The 14,990-nt window shown below is 45.9% G+C and carries 11 protein-coding genes; all 11 read left to right on the top strand.

Translation table 11 applies throughout. The annotated features are described in order from the left end of the window. Positions 1–193: 193 nt before the first annotated feature. The 11 genes from L6H70_RS14065 to L6H70_RS14015 all read left to right on the top strand — a co-directional run bounded on the left by L6H70_RS14065 (position 194) and on the right by L6H70_RS14015 (position 14,978). Positions 194–1,438 carry an extracellular solute-binding protein gene (locus L6H70_RS14065; RefSeq protein ID WP_236334027.1) on the top strand — a complete coding sequence of 415 codons (1,245 nt, stop codon included), beginning with the start codon at positions 194–196 and terminating at the stop codon, positions 1,436–1,438. Positions 1,439–1,517: 79 nt separating this feature from the next. Beyond that, positions 1,518–2,396 carry a carbohydrate ABC transporter permease gene (locus tag L6H70_RS14060; protein WP_236334025.1) on the top strand — a complete coding sequence of 293 codons (879 nt, stop codon included), beginning with the start codon at positions 1,518–1,520 and terminating at the stop codon, positions 2,394–2,396. Positions 2,397–2,450: 54 nt separating this feature from the next. After that, positions 2,451–3,365, top strand: coding sequence for a carbohydrate ABC transporter permease (locus L6H70_RS14055; protein ID WP_236334024.1), 915 nt, complete (start codon positions 2,451–2,453; stop codon positions 3,363–3,365). A 502-nt stretch (positions 3,366–3,867) separates the two neighbouring features. Further along, on the top strand, positions 3,868–5,385 hold the full coding sequence (gene arfA / locus L6H70_RS14050; RefSeq protein ID WP_423802822.1) for an arabinosylfuranosidase ArfA: 1,518 nt from the start codon (positions 3,868–3,870) through the stop codon (positions 5,383–5,385). 94 nt (positions 5,386–5,479) lie between these two features. Continuing rightward, the gene (locus tag L6H70_RS14045) at positions 5,480–6,886 is read left to right on the top strand and encodes an ABC transporter substrate-binding protein (protein ID WP_236334022.1); all 1,407 of its coding nucleotides are present in this window, start codon (positions 5,480–5,482) and stop codon (positions 6,884–6,886) included. A 103-nt stretch (positions 6,887–6,989) separates the two neighbouring features. After that, positions 6,990–7,880 carry a carbohydrate ABC transporter permease gene (locus L6H70_RS14040; protein WP_236334021.1) on the top strand — a complete coding sequence of 297 codons (891 nt, stop codon included), beginning with the start codon at positions 6,990–6,992 and terminating at the stop codon, positions 7,878–7,880. Between the two features lie 24 nt (positions 7,881–7,904). Further along, positions 7,905–8,741 carry a carbohydrate ABC transporter permease gene (locus L6H70_RS14035; protein WP_423802821.1) on the top strand — a complete coding sequence of 279 codons (837 nt, stop codon included), beginning with the start codon at positions 7,905–7,907 and terminating at the stop codon, positions 8,739–8,741. Continuing rightward, positions 8,741–10,117: an arabinan endo-1,5-alpha-L-arabinosidase gene (locus L6H70_RS14030; protein ID WP_236334019.1), complete on the top strand. Its 1,377-nt coding sequence runs from the start codon at positions 8,741–8,743 to the stop codon at positions 10,115–10,117. The genes L6H70_RS14035 and L6H70_RS14030 overlap by 1 nt, the downstream gene beginning before the upstream one ends. A 43-nt stretch (positions 10,118–10,160) precedes the next feature. Next, entirely contained in the window at positions 10,161–11,636 is a 1,476-nt protein-coding gene (locus L6H70_RS14025) for an alpha-N-arabinofuranosidase (RefSeq protein WP_236334017.1), read from the top strand. Positions 11,637–11,658: 22 nt separating this feature from the next. Then, positions 11,659–12,621 (top strand): glycoside hydrolase family 43 protein, encoded by a 963-nt coding sequence (locus L6H70_RS14020; protein ID WP_236334015.1) that lies wholly within the window; start codon positions 11,659–11,661, stop codon positions 12,619–12,621. A 254-nt stretch (positions 12,622–12,875) separates the two neighbouring features. Beyond that, the gene (locus L6H70_RS14015) at positions 12,876–14,978 is read left to right on the top strand and encodes a phosphatidylinositol-specific phospholipase C domain-containing protein (RefSeq protein ID WP_236334013.1); all 2,103 of its coding nucleotides are present in this window, start codon (positions 12,876–12,878) and stop codon (positions 14,976–14,978) included. The last annotated feature ends 12 nt before the right edge of the window (positions 14,979–14,990 follow it).

Here is a 14,990-nt window from a genome sequence, read left to right as displayed (position 1 = left end):
GTTATAAATAGATTCATATTTATGTGTTTACAACTAAATTTATTTATGTTATTTTATGTATGAAAGCGAATACATGTAATGTTTTCTTGAATAGTAAGAAATTACATGCTTCGCACATGAAAGTGAGTTTATTGTTTGCAAAAGAAATTTTGTAGACGATATACTAATTTAAATTTTTTAGGAGGAGAAAGTATTGAATAAAAAGTGGGGTTTATCAGCATTAGCACTTGTTCTATCCTTATCTACAGTATTGGCGGGCTGCGGGAACGATGACAAAAAGACAATTACGTTCTGGACGCCGCTGACAGGTGATGACGGTGCTTATATGGATCAGTTGGTCAAAGACTACAATGCAACCAATCCGGAAATTAAAGTGAAGCATGTCATTACAGCAGATATGTATACAAAGGTTTCCACCGTACTCAACTCCGGTAAAGGCGTGCCTGACCTGGCAATTATCCACGCTGACCGTGTACCGGGCTTTGTAAAGCAGGGTCAATTGGAGCCTATGACTGCCGTAACTACAGCACAGCCTGAAATCAAGGAAGAAAACTACCTGCCGCAGGCATGGAATACAGGTAATATTGACGGAACCCAGTATACTGTACCGCTCGATATCCACAGTAACGTAATGTACTACAATAAAGATTTGCTCAAGAAGTATGGAGTAGAATCCTTCCTTGACGATAACGTGGTAACTATTGATGAAATGCTCTCCCTGCAGGGAAAATTGGATGAAGGCGATTATGTTGTCAATGATGCCTTGCTTGGCTGGGTTATTCTGGGACAAATTCAGAACCTTGGCGGAGATATCCAGGAAAACGGCAAACCTGCTGTAAATACACCGGTTATGAAGGAAGCCTTTGAAGATGTTAAAAAAATCAACGATGCCGGCCTGATGACACCGTTTGGTGAAGATGGCTACCTGATGTTCCAATCCGGGAACGTATTGTTCTCCACTGACGGTACTTGGAGCTCCACTGCACATGCCAAAGTAGAAGGCCTGAACTTCGGAGTTACCAACGTCTATTCCGCAACACCTGACAAGTTCACTAACCGGTCTTCTTCCCACTTGTTCGCTATGCTGAAGAACAAAAACAGATCTGAAGAAAAAGTAGCCGGAATCGGCGCCTTCCTTGAGTTCATCCGTGAGAATTCCATGGAATGGGCTAAAGCAGGACAGACTGTAGCAAGTAAACAGGTTATCGAGAACCCTGAATATAAGAACTACATGCAATCTTTCTTTACCTCCAATGAAAAAGAAATCCAATCCCTGTACATTTACACTTATGAATACTACCCGTACATTGCAGAAGCGGTTGATACCTACTGCGGAGACATCGTCCGCGGCAACGTTGATATCGATGAAACGCTTGCTACCATGCAGAAATTCGTAGAGGACAAAATCGCCGAAGGAACAAGCGGCGCAGCGAAGTAAAACGCAAGGGGAAATGATTGTATAAAGCAATGTGCCATTCATGGCACATTGCTTTATGCCAAAGGAGAAAAGATTGCCTATGAAAAAGAAACTAAATTTGGCGCCTGTTTTCTTTGTAGGTCCACATGTCATCTTATTCGTTGTATTTATTTTACTGCCGACAATATACGGGATTTATGCGTCGTTCACCAAATGGAATCTGATGAATGATCCAGTTTGGGTTGGCTTCGACAATTACAAAACCATCCTTTTTGATACGAAATCAACCTTTCATACACAATTTAATAACGGCCTGAAGAATACGCTGATATTCGTTGCGCTCAGTGTACCGCTTTTAATTGTGCTTCCGCTGCTGATTGCAGTTGCACTGGAACATAAGAAAGTGAAGGGGAAAAGCCTGATTCAGGCTATTCTGTATGTTCCGGGCCTGATTTCTATCTCGGCGGGAGCTTTGATTTGGCTGCTGCTTTTCAACAAGCAACTAGGGATGGTCGGCAATGTATTCGGTTCCGACATTTCCTGGCCGACCCACCAGCCTTATGCGTGGATCCTGATTATTATAATTACGATCTGGGGCGGAGTCGGGGGCAACCTGATTATTTACCGTGCTTCGATCAGCGGTGTAGCACAGGATCTTTATGAATCGGCAGAAATGGACGGAGCTGGGCCGATCCGCAGATTTGCGAGCATCACTTTGCCTTCCATTCGTTTCCCGCTCATCTATACCTTTGTTATGACTACTGCAGGGGCCTTTAACGTCTTCGGCCAACCGCTTATGATGACAGATGGCGGTCCGCGCCAAAGTACGCATGTACTGATGATGTATATCCGCCAGCTCGCATTTGGTAACGGCGAGTCTATTGCGGGGATGGCTTCGGCGATGGCGGTACTCTTGGGACTGGTTATTTTGCTTATTTCAGCCCTGCAATACTATGTGATGAACCGGAATGCAGCTTAGTCTTGGATAAGACAATGGATCAGGCAGCGAAATTGAAAAGGCAGGTGTACCCGCATGGCAAACCAAATAGCTGGACAATTGGATAAAGGTCCGCTTGTAAACGGACAGCGTGTAGATAAAAGAAAAGGATCAGGTATTAGTATTTCGAAATATATCTCGTATCTGTTCCTGATTATACTGTGTGTAATTTGGATCGTTCCTGTCGTCTTCGGTATCACAACTTCCTTCCGGTCACAGACCGAGGTCGTCAGCTCAGGGTTCAGAATGTTTCCGAAAGAATGGATCCTTGAAAACTATGTAGCGATTCTGGAGAACACTTCAACGGCCCCTATCCTGCGTTGGCTCATGAACTCATTGTTTATAGCAACAATGCACACCCTGCTCGTAGTTATTGTGATTTCCATAACCGGTTATGGCTATTCCCGCATGAAGTTCAAAGGAAGAGATACGCTCTTTTTCACCTTACTGGGTATTTCCTTTTTCCCGGGTGTTGTGAACCTGATTCCTTCCTACAAAATCATTGATGCTTTGGGTTGGGTTAATACCTCCTGGGCGATGGTTATCCCCGGACTGGCTGGTATGGGGAATCTTTTCCTGGTCCGGCAATTTATGAATGGTATTCCAAAGGAACTTGATGAATCGGCTCATGTGGATGGTGCAGGCCATTTCCGTATTTATGCCTCCATCATTGTGCCGCTAATGAAGCCGATTCTGATTGTATGCGGACTGTTCTCCTTCACCGGTTCATGGAATGACTTCCTCTGGCCGGTTATCGTATTTACAGATGTTGACAAAATGCCGGTGACAGCGGGACTCTTGCTGTTGCAGGATATTTATGGTAACTACCGGATGATCGGGCAATTGATGGGCTCGGCGATCCTGGCAATCATTCCTACACTGCTGCTGTTCTTGTTCGCGCAGAAATATTTTGTACAGTCCATAAACTTGAACTCAGGGATTAAGGGTTAACCGAGGATTTAAGGTTTAAATAGTATGCCTGACTAATTGGAACCGGTTGAAATTGTTGGGATCACTTTATAAGGATGAACTCATTACCCGTTCAGGGTAGAATGAAGATAGAGGATTTAATTTAAAAGTGTCCTGACTGCTCATAATTAGAGTAGTCAGGACACTTTTGTTTTATAATGCTTTAAGAAAGTTTGAATCTTTTAAGCAACTTAGCTGATTTTTTTTCTCTCTTTGTACTGAAAAATCGATATAAAACTATTATTTTTGTGGATAAACATTTTATTTTATATTTTTATAAACAAAAGAAAGGGACGTTTCGACAAAAAAAGTGCTATTATTTCATAAAATTTGCTTGAAAATAACTTTACTTCAAACATTCATAAATCATTTTATACTTTAATATTTACAACATGGTTTATATATGTTATTTTATATCTGTAAGCGAATACATTCAAATGTTTTTTAAATAATTAATAAATATGTGAAATGGATGGTGGTCCTATTGGCGTCAGACAAACTCAGAGCGACGCTTATCGCCGATAAATCATTTGTAATCGCCGAAGTGGACAAGCGTATCTACGGTTCATTCATTGAGCATTTGGGGCGTGCGGTGTACGGCGGTATTTACGAGCCTGGGCATGCTACCGCAGATTCACTCGGTTTCCGGGGCGATGTGAAAGCGCTGGTTAAGGAACTGGATGTACCAATTATACGTTATCCCGGCGGTAATTTTGTATCCGGATATAACTGGGAAGACGGAGTAGGACCCGTGGAACAGCGTCCGAGACGGCTGGAGCTGGCCTGGAGAACGATCGAACCGAATGAGGTAGGCACAAATGAATTCATGGAATGGGCCAAAGACGTTGGCTCAGAAGTGATGATGGCTGTGAACCTCGGAACACGGGGGGTGGATGCGGCCCGTAATCTGCTGGAATACTGTAATCATCCCGGTGGGACATACTGGAGTGATCTCCGGCGGCAGCACGGTGTAGCACAGCCGCATAAGATCAAGACCTGGTGTCTTGGCAACGAGATGGACGGGCCTTGGCAGATCGGACAGAAGACAGCTGCCGAATACGGACGGCTAGCTTACGAGACGGGCAAGGCGATGCGCCTGGTCGACCCGGATATCGAGCTTGTCTCCTGCGGAAGCTCCAGCTCGGCAATGCCGACTTTCCCGGAATGGGAAGCTGTAACCTTAGAGCACACCTATGACGTTGCCGATTATGTTTCCCTGCATCAATATTATGGAAACCGCGACAACGATTCCGCCAATTTCCTGGCACGCAGTATGGACCTGGAGCATTTCATCCGCACCGTAACGGCCACCTGCGATTATATCAAAGCAAAGAAACGCAGTAAGAAGACCATGTATCTCAGCTTTGACGAGTGGAATGTCTGGTACCACTCTAATGAATCCGATACCAAGATTGAGCCTTGGACCATAGGGCCGGCGCAGCTTGAGGATCATTACAATTTTGAGGACGCACTCCTGATTGGCAGCATGCTGATTACGTTTCTCCGGCATGCAGACCGAGTGAAGATGGCTTGTCTGGCCCAGCTGGTAAACGTCATCGCTCCGATTATGACGGAAGCAGGCGGAGCGGCATGGAAGCAGACGATCTTCTATCCTTATCTTCACGCTTCCACATACGGGAGAGGCCTTTCGCTTCAACCGATTGTCAATTCTCCTAAATATGATGCGCAGGATTATACGGATGTCCCTTACTTGGACAGCGCAATCGTATACAATCAGGAAAGTGACGAACTGACAATCTTCGCTATTAATCGACATCTGGAGGAAGCACTGGAACTGAAATGCGATGTGCGCGGATTTGAAGGGTACCGTCTGATTGAGCATATCGAACTCCATCACGACGACCTGAAAGCGGTTAATACTGCACAAGAGCAGCATGTGAAGCCAAGGCAAGCTTCCGGAACTGAATGCAAGGACGGGTTTGTGGAGACCTTGCTGTCCGAAGCTTCGTGGAATGTCATCCGGCTTGGCAAGAAAGCATAAACAAGGTAGCTTGAACTAACAAAACCGCAACAATCGGTTACTAGTTCTTCTATATAGCATGGCAATTGTTCACAACATTCTAGGAGGGGTTACATTGTTAAAGAAAAAGGGCTGGTTAACATCAATGTCTTTAGTCCTGGCAGCTTCAGTAGTACTTGCAGGATGCGGCGGTAACAACAATGCATCATCTAACGACACAGCAGCAACGAATGCTGGAAACACTGCAAAAAAAGAAGCAAGCAGTGATTCCAAAGAAACTAAAAATCTGACATTCATGTTCAGAGGCGGTACAGATGAGCAAAAGGCTTATGAAGGCGTAGTTAAACAATTCGAAGCTGATCATCCTAATGTGAAGGTAAAGATCATTGTTACCGCAGCTGACCAATATGCTACCAAACTCAAAGCATCGATCACAGGGAACAGTGTACCTGACGTATTCTATTTTGAATCCGGTGACCTTAAAGCTTATGTAAACAGTGGCGTGTTGTTGGATCTGACCAGCTACATTGAAGGTAACTCCAACATCAACCTCGACAATATTTGGAAATACGGCGTAGACTTGTACCGCTATGACGGTACAATGGCTGGTCAAGGCAACATTTATGGTATGCCTAAAGACGTTGGTCCTTTCGCGCTTGGTTATAACAAAACTATGTTTGAAGCAGCAGGCGTTCCGCTTCCTGACAAAGATAAACCATACACATGGGATGAATTCATTAAAGTTGCTAAGCAGCTGACCATTGACAAGGATGGGGACGGCAAGCTGGATCAATTCGGTGCCGGCTTCAACGTAAACTGGACTTTGCAATCGTTCGTATGGAGCAATGGAGCTGACTGGATCGACCCTACCAAAACTAAAGTAACTATTGATGATCCGAAATTTGCCGAAGCACTGCAATTCTTCGCGGATATGCAGAACAAATACGGAATCACGCCTTCCACTGAACAAGCTCAGACACTGGATACCTACCAACGTTGGATGAAAGGCGAAATGGCCTTCTTCCCTGTAGGTCCTTGGGATATGAGTACTTATGAAAAATTGCCTTTCGATTATGACCTGATTCCTTACCCAGCAGGTTCAACAGGTAAATCGGCTACATGGACCGGCTCTCTTGGTATCGGCGCATCGGCCAAAACTAAAAATCCGGAAGAAGCAGTTGAGCTGATCAACTACCTGACAGCCTCCAAGGAAGGTATGGACGCTCTTGTGAAAGCAAAGGTTCAGATTCCTAACCTTATAGACATGGCAACTGAATGGGCAGCTGACACAACTACTAAACCAGCCAATAAAGAAGAATTCCTGCAGATTGTTGAAGATTACGGCAGAGTGCTTCCAGGTCACTACACTTATAATGCTGAATGGTACAACCTGTTCTTCACCGATATTCAACCTGTTATCGACGGTAAGGTTACAGCAGCTGAATATGTGAAATCCGAACAGCCTAAAATGCAAAAATTGTTGGATAAAGCGAATGAGCAAGAAGCAAAATCCAAGAAATAATAACTATTAAACCTGCTTTATCCCAGAAAAAAGTGGTGTTGGCCCTTAAGAATTCCTTGGCTGGCATCACTTTTATCTGATATCCGAATTTGAGGTGATTGCTATGATAACCAAGTCGAACCTCTACCGGAAGGAGAAAATCTACGGATTTTTATTCATTCTTCCTCCGCTGCTGGGACTGCTGATCTTTACTTTGTATCCGATGATTTATTCCATCTATGGTTCGTTTACGGATTGGGATGGTCTCGGAGGAATGAGTTTCATCGGGTTGAGTAATTTTAAGGATTTGTGGACCGATGAACTGTTTCATAAAGCTCTGTTCAATACACTCTTCATGATGCTAGGAATTCCTATCGGGATCGTTCTTGCCCTTCTGCTGGCGCTTGGACTTAACCGTGGTGTACCTGGTACGACAGCATTCCGGGTTATTTATTACGTTCCTGTTATTTCATCTCTGGCTGCTGTATCTATCATGTGGAACTGGGCGTATAACGGAGATTACGGACTTGTCAATCAATTTCTTGACCTGTTTGGCATAACCGGGCCCAACTGGATGGCGAACAAATTCACCGTCAAGCCGGCACTAATTATTATGGCGGTCTGGAAGGGTGTCGGTTACACGATGCTGCTCTATTTGGCGGCATTGCAGAGCGTATCAAGATCCTATTATGAAGCCGCTGAGCTCGATGGCGCAAACGGCTTCAAGGCTTTCTGGCATATTACCTGGCCGATGGTGCGTCCGGTTACCTTCTTTATCATTGTTACCAATATCATCGGAGGATCGCAAATCTTTACCGAAATGAACATTATGACCCCTACCGGCGGACCGGAATATGCTTCGGCTTCTGTCGTGTTCTATATCTGGCAAAAGGCTTTCGGCAACTTCCAGATGGGTTATGCTTCCGCAATGGCGGTTGTTCTAGGCGTGTTTATATTTGTCGTGACTCTTATCCAATTCAGAATGAACGAGAAGCAATCGTTCGATGTTGATTGATATGAGAGGGAGGAGCGAATAAATATGAAGAGCAGAAGAAGAGTTACGAATACAATCATATTCATTTTGTTATTAATCGGTGCGGTATTCATGATCGGACCGCTGTTATGGATGCTGTCCACATCACTGAAGGACAAGCAGGACGTCTTCGCCCTGCCGCCAGTATGGATTCCGAATCCGTTTCAATTCGGTAAATACAAGGAGATCTGGGAAGCTGGACCGTTGCTTAGTGGTATCAAGAACAGTGTAATTATCGCTGTTTCTGTAACCGTAGTAGGGACGTTCACCTCATCTCTGGCTGCATTCGCTTTTGCCAAACTCAAGTTTCCGGCCAAAAATAAAATTTTCCTGTTGATGCTGTCTTCTTTGATGATTCCTTATCCGGCGGTTATGATTCCCCAATTCTTCATGTTCTCCAAGCTGGGCTGGGTAGATACCCTGCTTCCGCTGATTGTACCGGGATTGTTCGGAAACATCGTTATGATCTTTTTCCTGCGGCAATACCTCAGCAGTGTACCAAATGCTATTATCGAGGCCGCTAAAATCGACGGAAGTTCCTACTTCCGGCTGTATAGCTCTATCACCTTCCCGCTGATCAAACCGGCAGTAGCTGCACAGCTGATTCTGTGGTTCATGGGCATCTGGAATGACTATCTGTCACCGATAATCTATCTGAATTCACCGGAGAAGCAGACCCTGCAGCTGGTCATTGCCAACTTTAACGCGACCTATGCGATCCAGACGGATTATCCGCTGATCATGGCAGCCTCTATTATTGCCCTGTTGCCAATGCTGATTATCTTCCTGGTCTTCCAAAAGCAGATTATCGAATCTGTAGCCATTTCGGGGGTTAAAGGCTGATGAGTAAGGCACCGGTTCATTCTGAAGGAGAAGGAAATGTACTGATTTTCCCGCAAGCTCCAGGGGAATTGAAGCTATATGATACCTCTATTCTTGATGTGGAAGCGGAGTGGGGGGTTCATAATTCTCATGACCCGGGAATAGTGAAGACCCCTGAAGGATATTACGTTTTCTCTACGGATGTAAAAGTCGGAGGAGACCTGGTACCTGGAGTGATGGTCCGCAAATCTAAGGATCTGATTCACTGGAACTGGGTACATTATGCGCTTCCGGGAATCCCGCAGATTGCGCAGGACTGGGCAAATGCTATGAATCTTTGGGCACCTGATGTGGTTGAGTACCAGGGTAAATACCGGATGTATTATTCTGCTTCTTCATTCGGCAGCCGCCAGTCACTGATTGGGCTGCAGACTTCAGACTCTATTGAGGGCCCCTGGACAGATGAAGGGGTGGTCATCAAGACCCGTGAAGAGGATCCTCTGAATGCGATTGATGCGAACGTAGTTAATGATGCGGAAGGCCGGATGTGGATGGTTTACGGTTCTTTTTTCGGCGGAATACATATTATTCAGCTGGATAAGGAGTCGGGCAAACCGATTTCCGGGGGATTTGGCCAATTGCTGGCCGTCCGCGATAAGGCGACTGAAGACGGAGCGGTTGAAGGACCATACATTGTTTATAATGAGCAGTTTAAGAAGTATTATCTGTTCGTTTCCTATGACTCCCTCTTCGAGGATTACAATGTCCGCGTCGCCCGTTCCGACTCGATCACCGGTCCTTACGTGGATATTTATGGCCGTGACATGAAGGATAGTTCCTATACACCTCAATATGAGGTTGGGCTCAAAATCCTTGGCGGATACCATTTTGGCGAAGATCCGGGATGGATTGCTCCTGGCCACAACTCCGTCTTAAACGATGAGGGAACCTACTTTATGGTACACCATGCACGGGGCGGGGCTGATAAATACTGGCCTTATCTGCATGTACGCAAAATCCTGTGGACTGAGGACGGATGGCCTGTTGTTTCACCGGAGCGTTATGCCGGTGAGAAGGAACAGGATATCCCAGCACATCATATCGCCGGGTCCTGGGAACGGATTATCCATGACCCTGCCGTTGACGGACAGATTGGGTCTGAAGCCCTGACCCTTCTGGCAAACGGGGAACTGTTCAGCAAGCAGGGGGCAGGACAATGGTATTTTGACGGACAACGATCATTGACACTGCTCTGGAACGATATCGCTGAAGGTGAAGGGCGCACTGAGAAGGTGCTGCTTCTTCCGTCGTGGGATTGGGAACAGCATAAACCGACCCTTGTATTTACGGGGCTGAATGAAAAGGGCCTGGCAATCTGGGGAAAAAGAAACTCCTAAAGCTAAATATACAGGGAGTGAAGAAAGGATGGAGGAGAGAACGATGACTGAGGCTCAGTTGAATGTTGAAGTGAGCAAAAGCAAGATCAGCCGACATATATACGGGCATTTCGCCGAGCATTTGGGCAGATGCATCTATGAGGGCTTATGGGTAGGCGAAGATTCGCTGATCCCTAACACGGACGGCATTCGTAATGATGTTGTCGATGCGCTAAAAAAGCTGAACATACCGGTGCTGCGCTGGCCGGGCGGCTGTTTTGCCGATGAATATCACTGGAAAGACGGGATTGGTCCCAAGGAAAACCGCAAGCGGATGGTAAACACCCACTGGGGCGGTGTAGTCGAGAACAACCATTTCGGAACGCATGAATTTTTCCGCCTGTGCGAGCTGCTGGAATGCGAGCCTTATATTTGCGGCAACGTCGGCAGCGGCACGGTTCAGGAGATGTCGGAGTGGGTCGAGTATATGACCTTTGACGGCGAATCCCCGATGGCTGCCTGGCGGCAGGAGAACGGGCAGGAGAAGCCATGGACGCTGAAATATTTCGGAGTCGGTAATGAGAACTGGGGCTGCGGCGGCAATATGCGCCCGGAATATTATGCTGACCTGTACCGGCGTTATCAGACCTATGTCAGAAACTATGGCGACAACCGGCTCTATAAGATTGCCGGGGGAGCGAATGTGGATGATTACAACTGGACGGAAGTAGTGATGCGGGAAGCGGGCAAAATGATGGATGGCCTCAGTCTGCATTCCTATACGATTCCAGGCAGTTGGGAAGAGAAACGTCGGGCGCTCGGGTTCGATGAAGCCGAATGGATCGAAACGATGCAGAAATCACTTCATATGGACGAACTTATTACCCGCCACTCGGAGATTATGGATAAATATGACCCGGAGAAGCGGGTAGGATTGATTATAGATGAGTGGGGAACCTGGTTCCTGAGCGAGCCGGGGACAAATCCGGGCTTCCTCTACCAGCAGAACACACTTAGAGATGCGCTGGTTGCAGGTATTCATTTGAATATTTTCCACAATCACAGCGACCGCGTATACATGGCGAACATTGCCCAGATGGTCAATGTGCTGCAGGCGCTGATTTTGACGGAAGGCGACAAACTGCTACTAACACCCACCTATCATGTATTTGAGATGTACAAGGTACATCAGGATAATGAACTGCTGGAAGTAGCGTTCGAAAGCCCGCTCTACACTTACGGCGGGGTAACAATACCACAGCTTAGCATTTCTGCTTCCCGTGATAATCATGGAAAAGTTTATGTCTCGATTTGTAACCTTAGCCATGAAGCAGATGCCAGCCTCAGCTTTACTATCAACGGACTTCAAGCCGGCAGTGTATCTGGACAGATCCTGACCCACACAGACTTAGGTGCACATAATACGTTCGAATCGCCTGAGACTGTAGTTCCGTCAGCCTACGAGGATGCGGAGCTGGCAGATGGCGTACTGAGCTGTGCTCTTCCACCAGCGTCTGTTGTTGTACTTACACTAGAATAGTTAGACCAAAGGAGCTACTAATATGAGCACGAACAAAGAATACAGCAATCCGCTTGTGGAGCAGCGCGCGGATCCTTGGGTATATAAACACACGGACGGTTATTACTACTTCACCGCTTCCGTACCGGAATACGACCGGATTGAGGTTCGCAGAGCGGAGACGATTGAAGGACTCAGAGATGCAGCACCGGTTGTTGCCTGGCGCAAATATGAAACAGGGCCGCTTAGTGCTAATATATGGGCTCCCGAAATTCATTATATTGCCGGCAAATGGTATATCTATTTCGCTGCAGCCCGGACCACAGAAACCAATGACGGACTATTCGACCACCGGATGTTTGTGCTGGAGAATGAATCGCCGAACCCGCTGGAAGGCAGCTGGACCGAGAAGGGCCAGCTAAAGACAGCCTGGGAATCTTTTGCCCTGGATGCAACCACCTTCGAGCATAACGGTGTCCTCTATTATGTATGGGCACAGAAGGATCCGGAGATTCCGGGGAATTCCAACCTGTACATTTCTGAAATGAGCAATCCGTGGACCCTGACCGGCCCGCAGACTATGATTGCTACGCCGGAGTATGAATGGGAAAAGATCGGCTTCAGCGTGAATGAAGGAGCAGCCGTCCTGAAAAGAAATGGCCGGATATTCATTAGCTTCTCGGCCAGTGCCACCGATTACAATTACTGCATGGGTCTGCTGACCGCAGATGAGAACAGTGATCTGCTGGATGCCGCCTCCTGGAGCAAACATCCGGAGCCACTATTCAAGACGAATGAGGCAAACGGGCAATACGGCCCCGGGCATAACAGCTTTACTGTCAATGAGCTAGGCGAAGATGTACTGATCTATCATGCCCGCAATTATAAGGAAATTACCGGAGACCCGCTGTATGATCCGAACCGCCACACCCGTGCCCAGGTACTGGGCTGGAACGAAGACGGCACACCAGATTTCGGTGTACCGGTGAAGGACAGCAGAAACTAGGTTTTAGGAAAACAGGACTAATGTATTCAGGAACAGCGGCAGTCATGGACTAGGAAGTCCTTGGCTGCCGCTGTTTTGTTATAATTAGTTGGATTTCGTCGATGAAATTATGTTGAGGTATTCCCACTGGATTACACCGCCATCCCAAATAATATAATTAAGTTATTCTCTAAAAATTTTAACTTTAAAGACAACATAATAGGTTAATATTGGAATTGTCTATAATAAATATTTAATAAAATGGAGGGATGATATTGGACTACAAGAATTGGATGTATGTTACAGAGGGAATTCACAATCGTAAACTTCGAAATATTTGTCTGCCTGCATCGCATGATTCCGGTACCTATAATTTGAGCGATACATTAACCCCTGATCCGAACCCCGACCTGAAAAAAGCACTCGACATTGTCCAGAAAATAGCAAAAGATATGGATAGAATACCGGGAATCGGGAAAATCATTAACCCCTTCGCTTGGGTACAGGATGCTATCGTTCCAGCGATCAAGGGGGTATCCACCGCTACTACCCGAAGTATTGGACAGCAATTGTCTGAAGGGATCCGAAGTTTGGATCTGAGAGTATATTACAATGCCGGCGATAAACAATTTTATACCTATCATGGGCTTATGGGCACCAGAATAACCGACATCCTGAATGATATCTTGGCCTTTTTACAATCTACGTCCGGAGAGATTATCTTCGTGACAATGGGACATTTCAAATGCTTTGAGGATAAGCAGTATACCGATTTTTCGAACTTGGTCAAGCAGACATTAGGAGACTACGCCTATACAAGAAAGCTCGATCTTTCGAACCGGATCATAAATGATCCGTTCGATAATACCTACACCGAAATTATTAATCAATCCGGTATCGCAAAATCGAGGGTTATCCTGGTGAATGATAAATCGAAAGATCCTGTGTTCTGGCCTAAAACCTACAGTCCTCCTGATAACAATAAAAATAATAATACGCTTTACGGTTATTACACCGATACTGATAAATTAGACAACATGTTAAACGAACAGTACTCCAACCTCCAAAATGCATACCGTGACAAGCCGTTCGCGCTCTATATGACATTGACACCAAGTGAATCGGACGTAATGCACATTATCATTTCCAGTCTTGCATCCGCCATTGCCAAACTTGCTGCCGGTTTACTACTTAACCCGATCACATTCTCAGTGGGAACGGCCTTGGAGGGCGTTGCCGCTGGTCTTGCAATCTATAATGCTACGCTGGACTGGAAGACTTTGAAAATGTTGAGCTGGAAAGTCGACTCGGATATCGAAAAACTAATGGTAAACCATTTTTTAGCTTCTTTTCAAGGAAACAATCCGATCTCTTTTATCTACCTGGATTATTACGAAACGACAGACATCGTCCATTTTGCCATCAACCTCAGCCTGAACAAGTACTACAAGTGGCATGGAAACGAGCGTATATCCGCAATTTCTGGGATTTCTCCGGAGTCCAATTTGTCACCAGCCTTAGCATCTTATAACAATCAAATGTACATGGTGTATAAGGGAGCGCATTCCAATGACCTTTGCCAAGCCGTATACAATGGTAGCCAGTGGACCGGAAATGTCAAAGTTTCCTCCATCTCAGGCATTTCTCCGGAGTCAGGTGTAAGCCCTGCTTTAGCCGTATTCGGAGATAAACTATATATGGTTTTTAAAGGAGCACATTCTAACGATTTATGCCAAGCTGTTTTTGACGGTAGCCAGTGGACCGGAAACGTCAAAATCTCCTCGTTCTCTGGCATCTCCCCGAATTCGAACGTTAGCCCGGCCTTAGTCACTTTCAGAGACAAGCTATATATGGTTTTTAAAGGAGCACATTCTAACGATCTATGCCAAGCTGTTTTTGACGGTAATCAGTGGGCTGGTAATGTAAAAATTTCTTCGATTTCAAGAATTACTCCAGAATCTACCTGTACACCAGCTTTGGCGGTATTCGGAGATAAACTGTACATGATTTATAAGGGAGCGCATTCTAACGACCTGTGCCAGGCTGTTTTCGATGGTAGCGAATGGATCGGGAATGTGAGTATATCCTCCATCTCTGGTATTTCTCCACAATCGGACAGCTGTCCAGCCTTGACTTCTTTCAGCGATAACCTGTACTTGGTCTACAAAGGAGCCAATTCCAGCGATATTTATCAAGCCGTCTTTGACGGCAGCGGGTGGAGGGGGGACATAAAACTTTCAGATATATCGGATATATCTCCGGCGTCTGACCACAGCCCTTCCCTGTCTGCCTTAGACGAAAAGCTGTTGATGGTCTACAAGGGTTCCGGGTCCAACGATATTTACGAGAGCATGATGGAAGCTGTTAAATTTGGATAGAAAATGATTTTT

Origin of the sequence: Paenibacillus auburnensis, assembly GCF_927798115.1 — a bacterium.
Lineage (GTDB): Bacteria > Bacillota > Bacilli > Paenibacillales > Paenibacillaceae > Paenibacillus_AQ > Paenibacillus_AQ auburnensis.
This window is presented reverse-complemented; position numbering and strand designations above follow the sequence as displayed.

Excerpts from the sequence above, each read along its gene's own strand:
- L6H70_RS14060 (WP_236334025.1), top strand. The coding sequence starts at position 1,518 with ATGAAAAAGAAACTAAATTTGGCGCCTGTTTTCTTTGTAGGTCCACAT.
- L6H70_RS14055 (WP_236334024.1), top strand. The coding sequence starts at position 2,451 with ATGGCAAACCAAATAGCTGGACAATTGGATAAAGGTCCGCTTGTAAAC.
- L6H70_RS14040 (WP_236334021.1), top strand. The coding sequence starts at position 6,990 with ATGATAACCAAGTCGAACCTCTACCGGAAGGAGAAAATCTACGGATTT.
- L6H70_RS14035 (WP_423802821.1), top strand. The coding sequence starts at position 7,905 with ATGAAGAGCAGAAGAAGAGTTACGAATACAATCATATTCATTTTGTTA.
- L6H70_RS14030 (WP_236334019.1), top strand. The coding sequence starts at position 8,741 with ATGAGTAAGGCACCGGTTCATTCTGAAGGAGAAGGAAATGTACTGATT.
- L6H70_RS14025 (WP_236334017.1), top strand. The coding sequence starts at position 10,161 with ATGACTGAGGCTCAGTTGAATGTTGAAGTGAGCAAAAGCAAGATCAGC.
- L6H70_RS14020 (WP_236334015.1), top strand. The coding sequence starts at position 11,659 with ATGAGCACGAACAAAGAATACAGCAATCCGCTTGTGGAGCAGCGCGCG.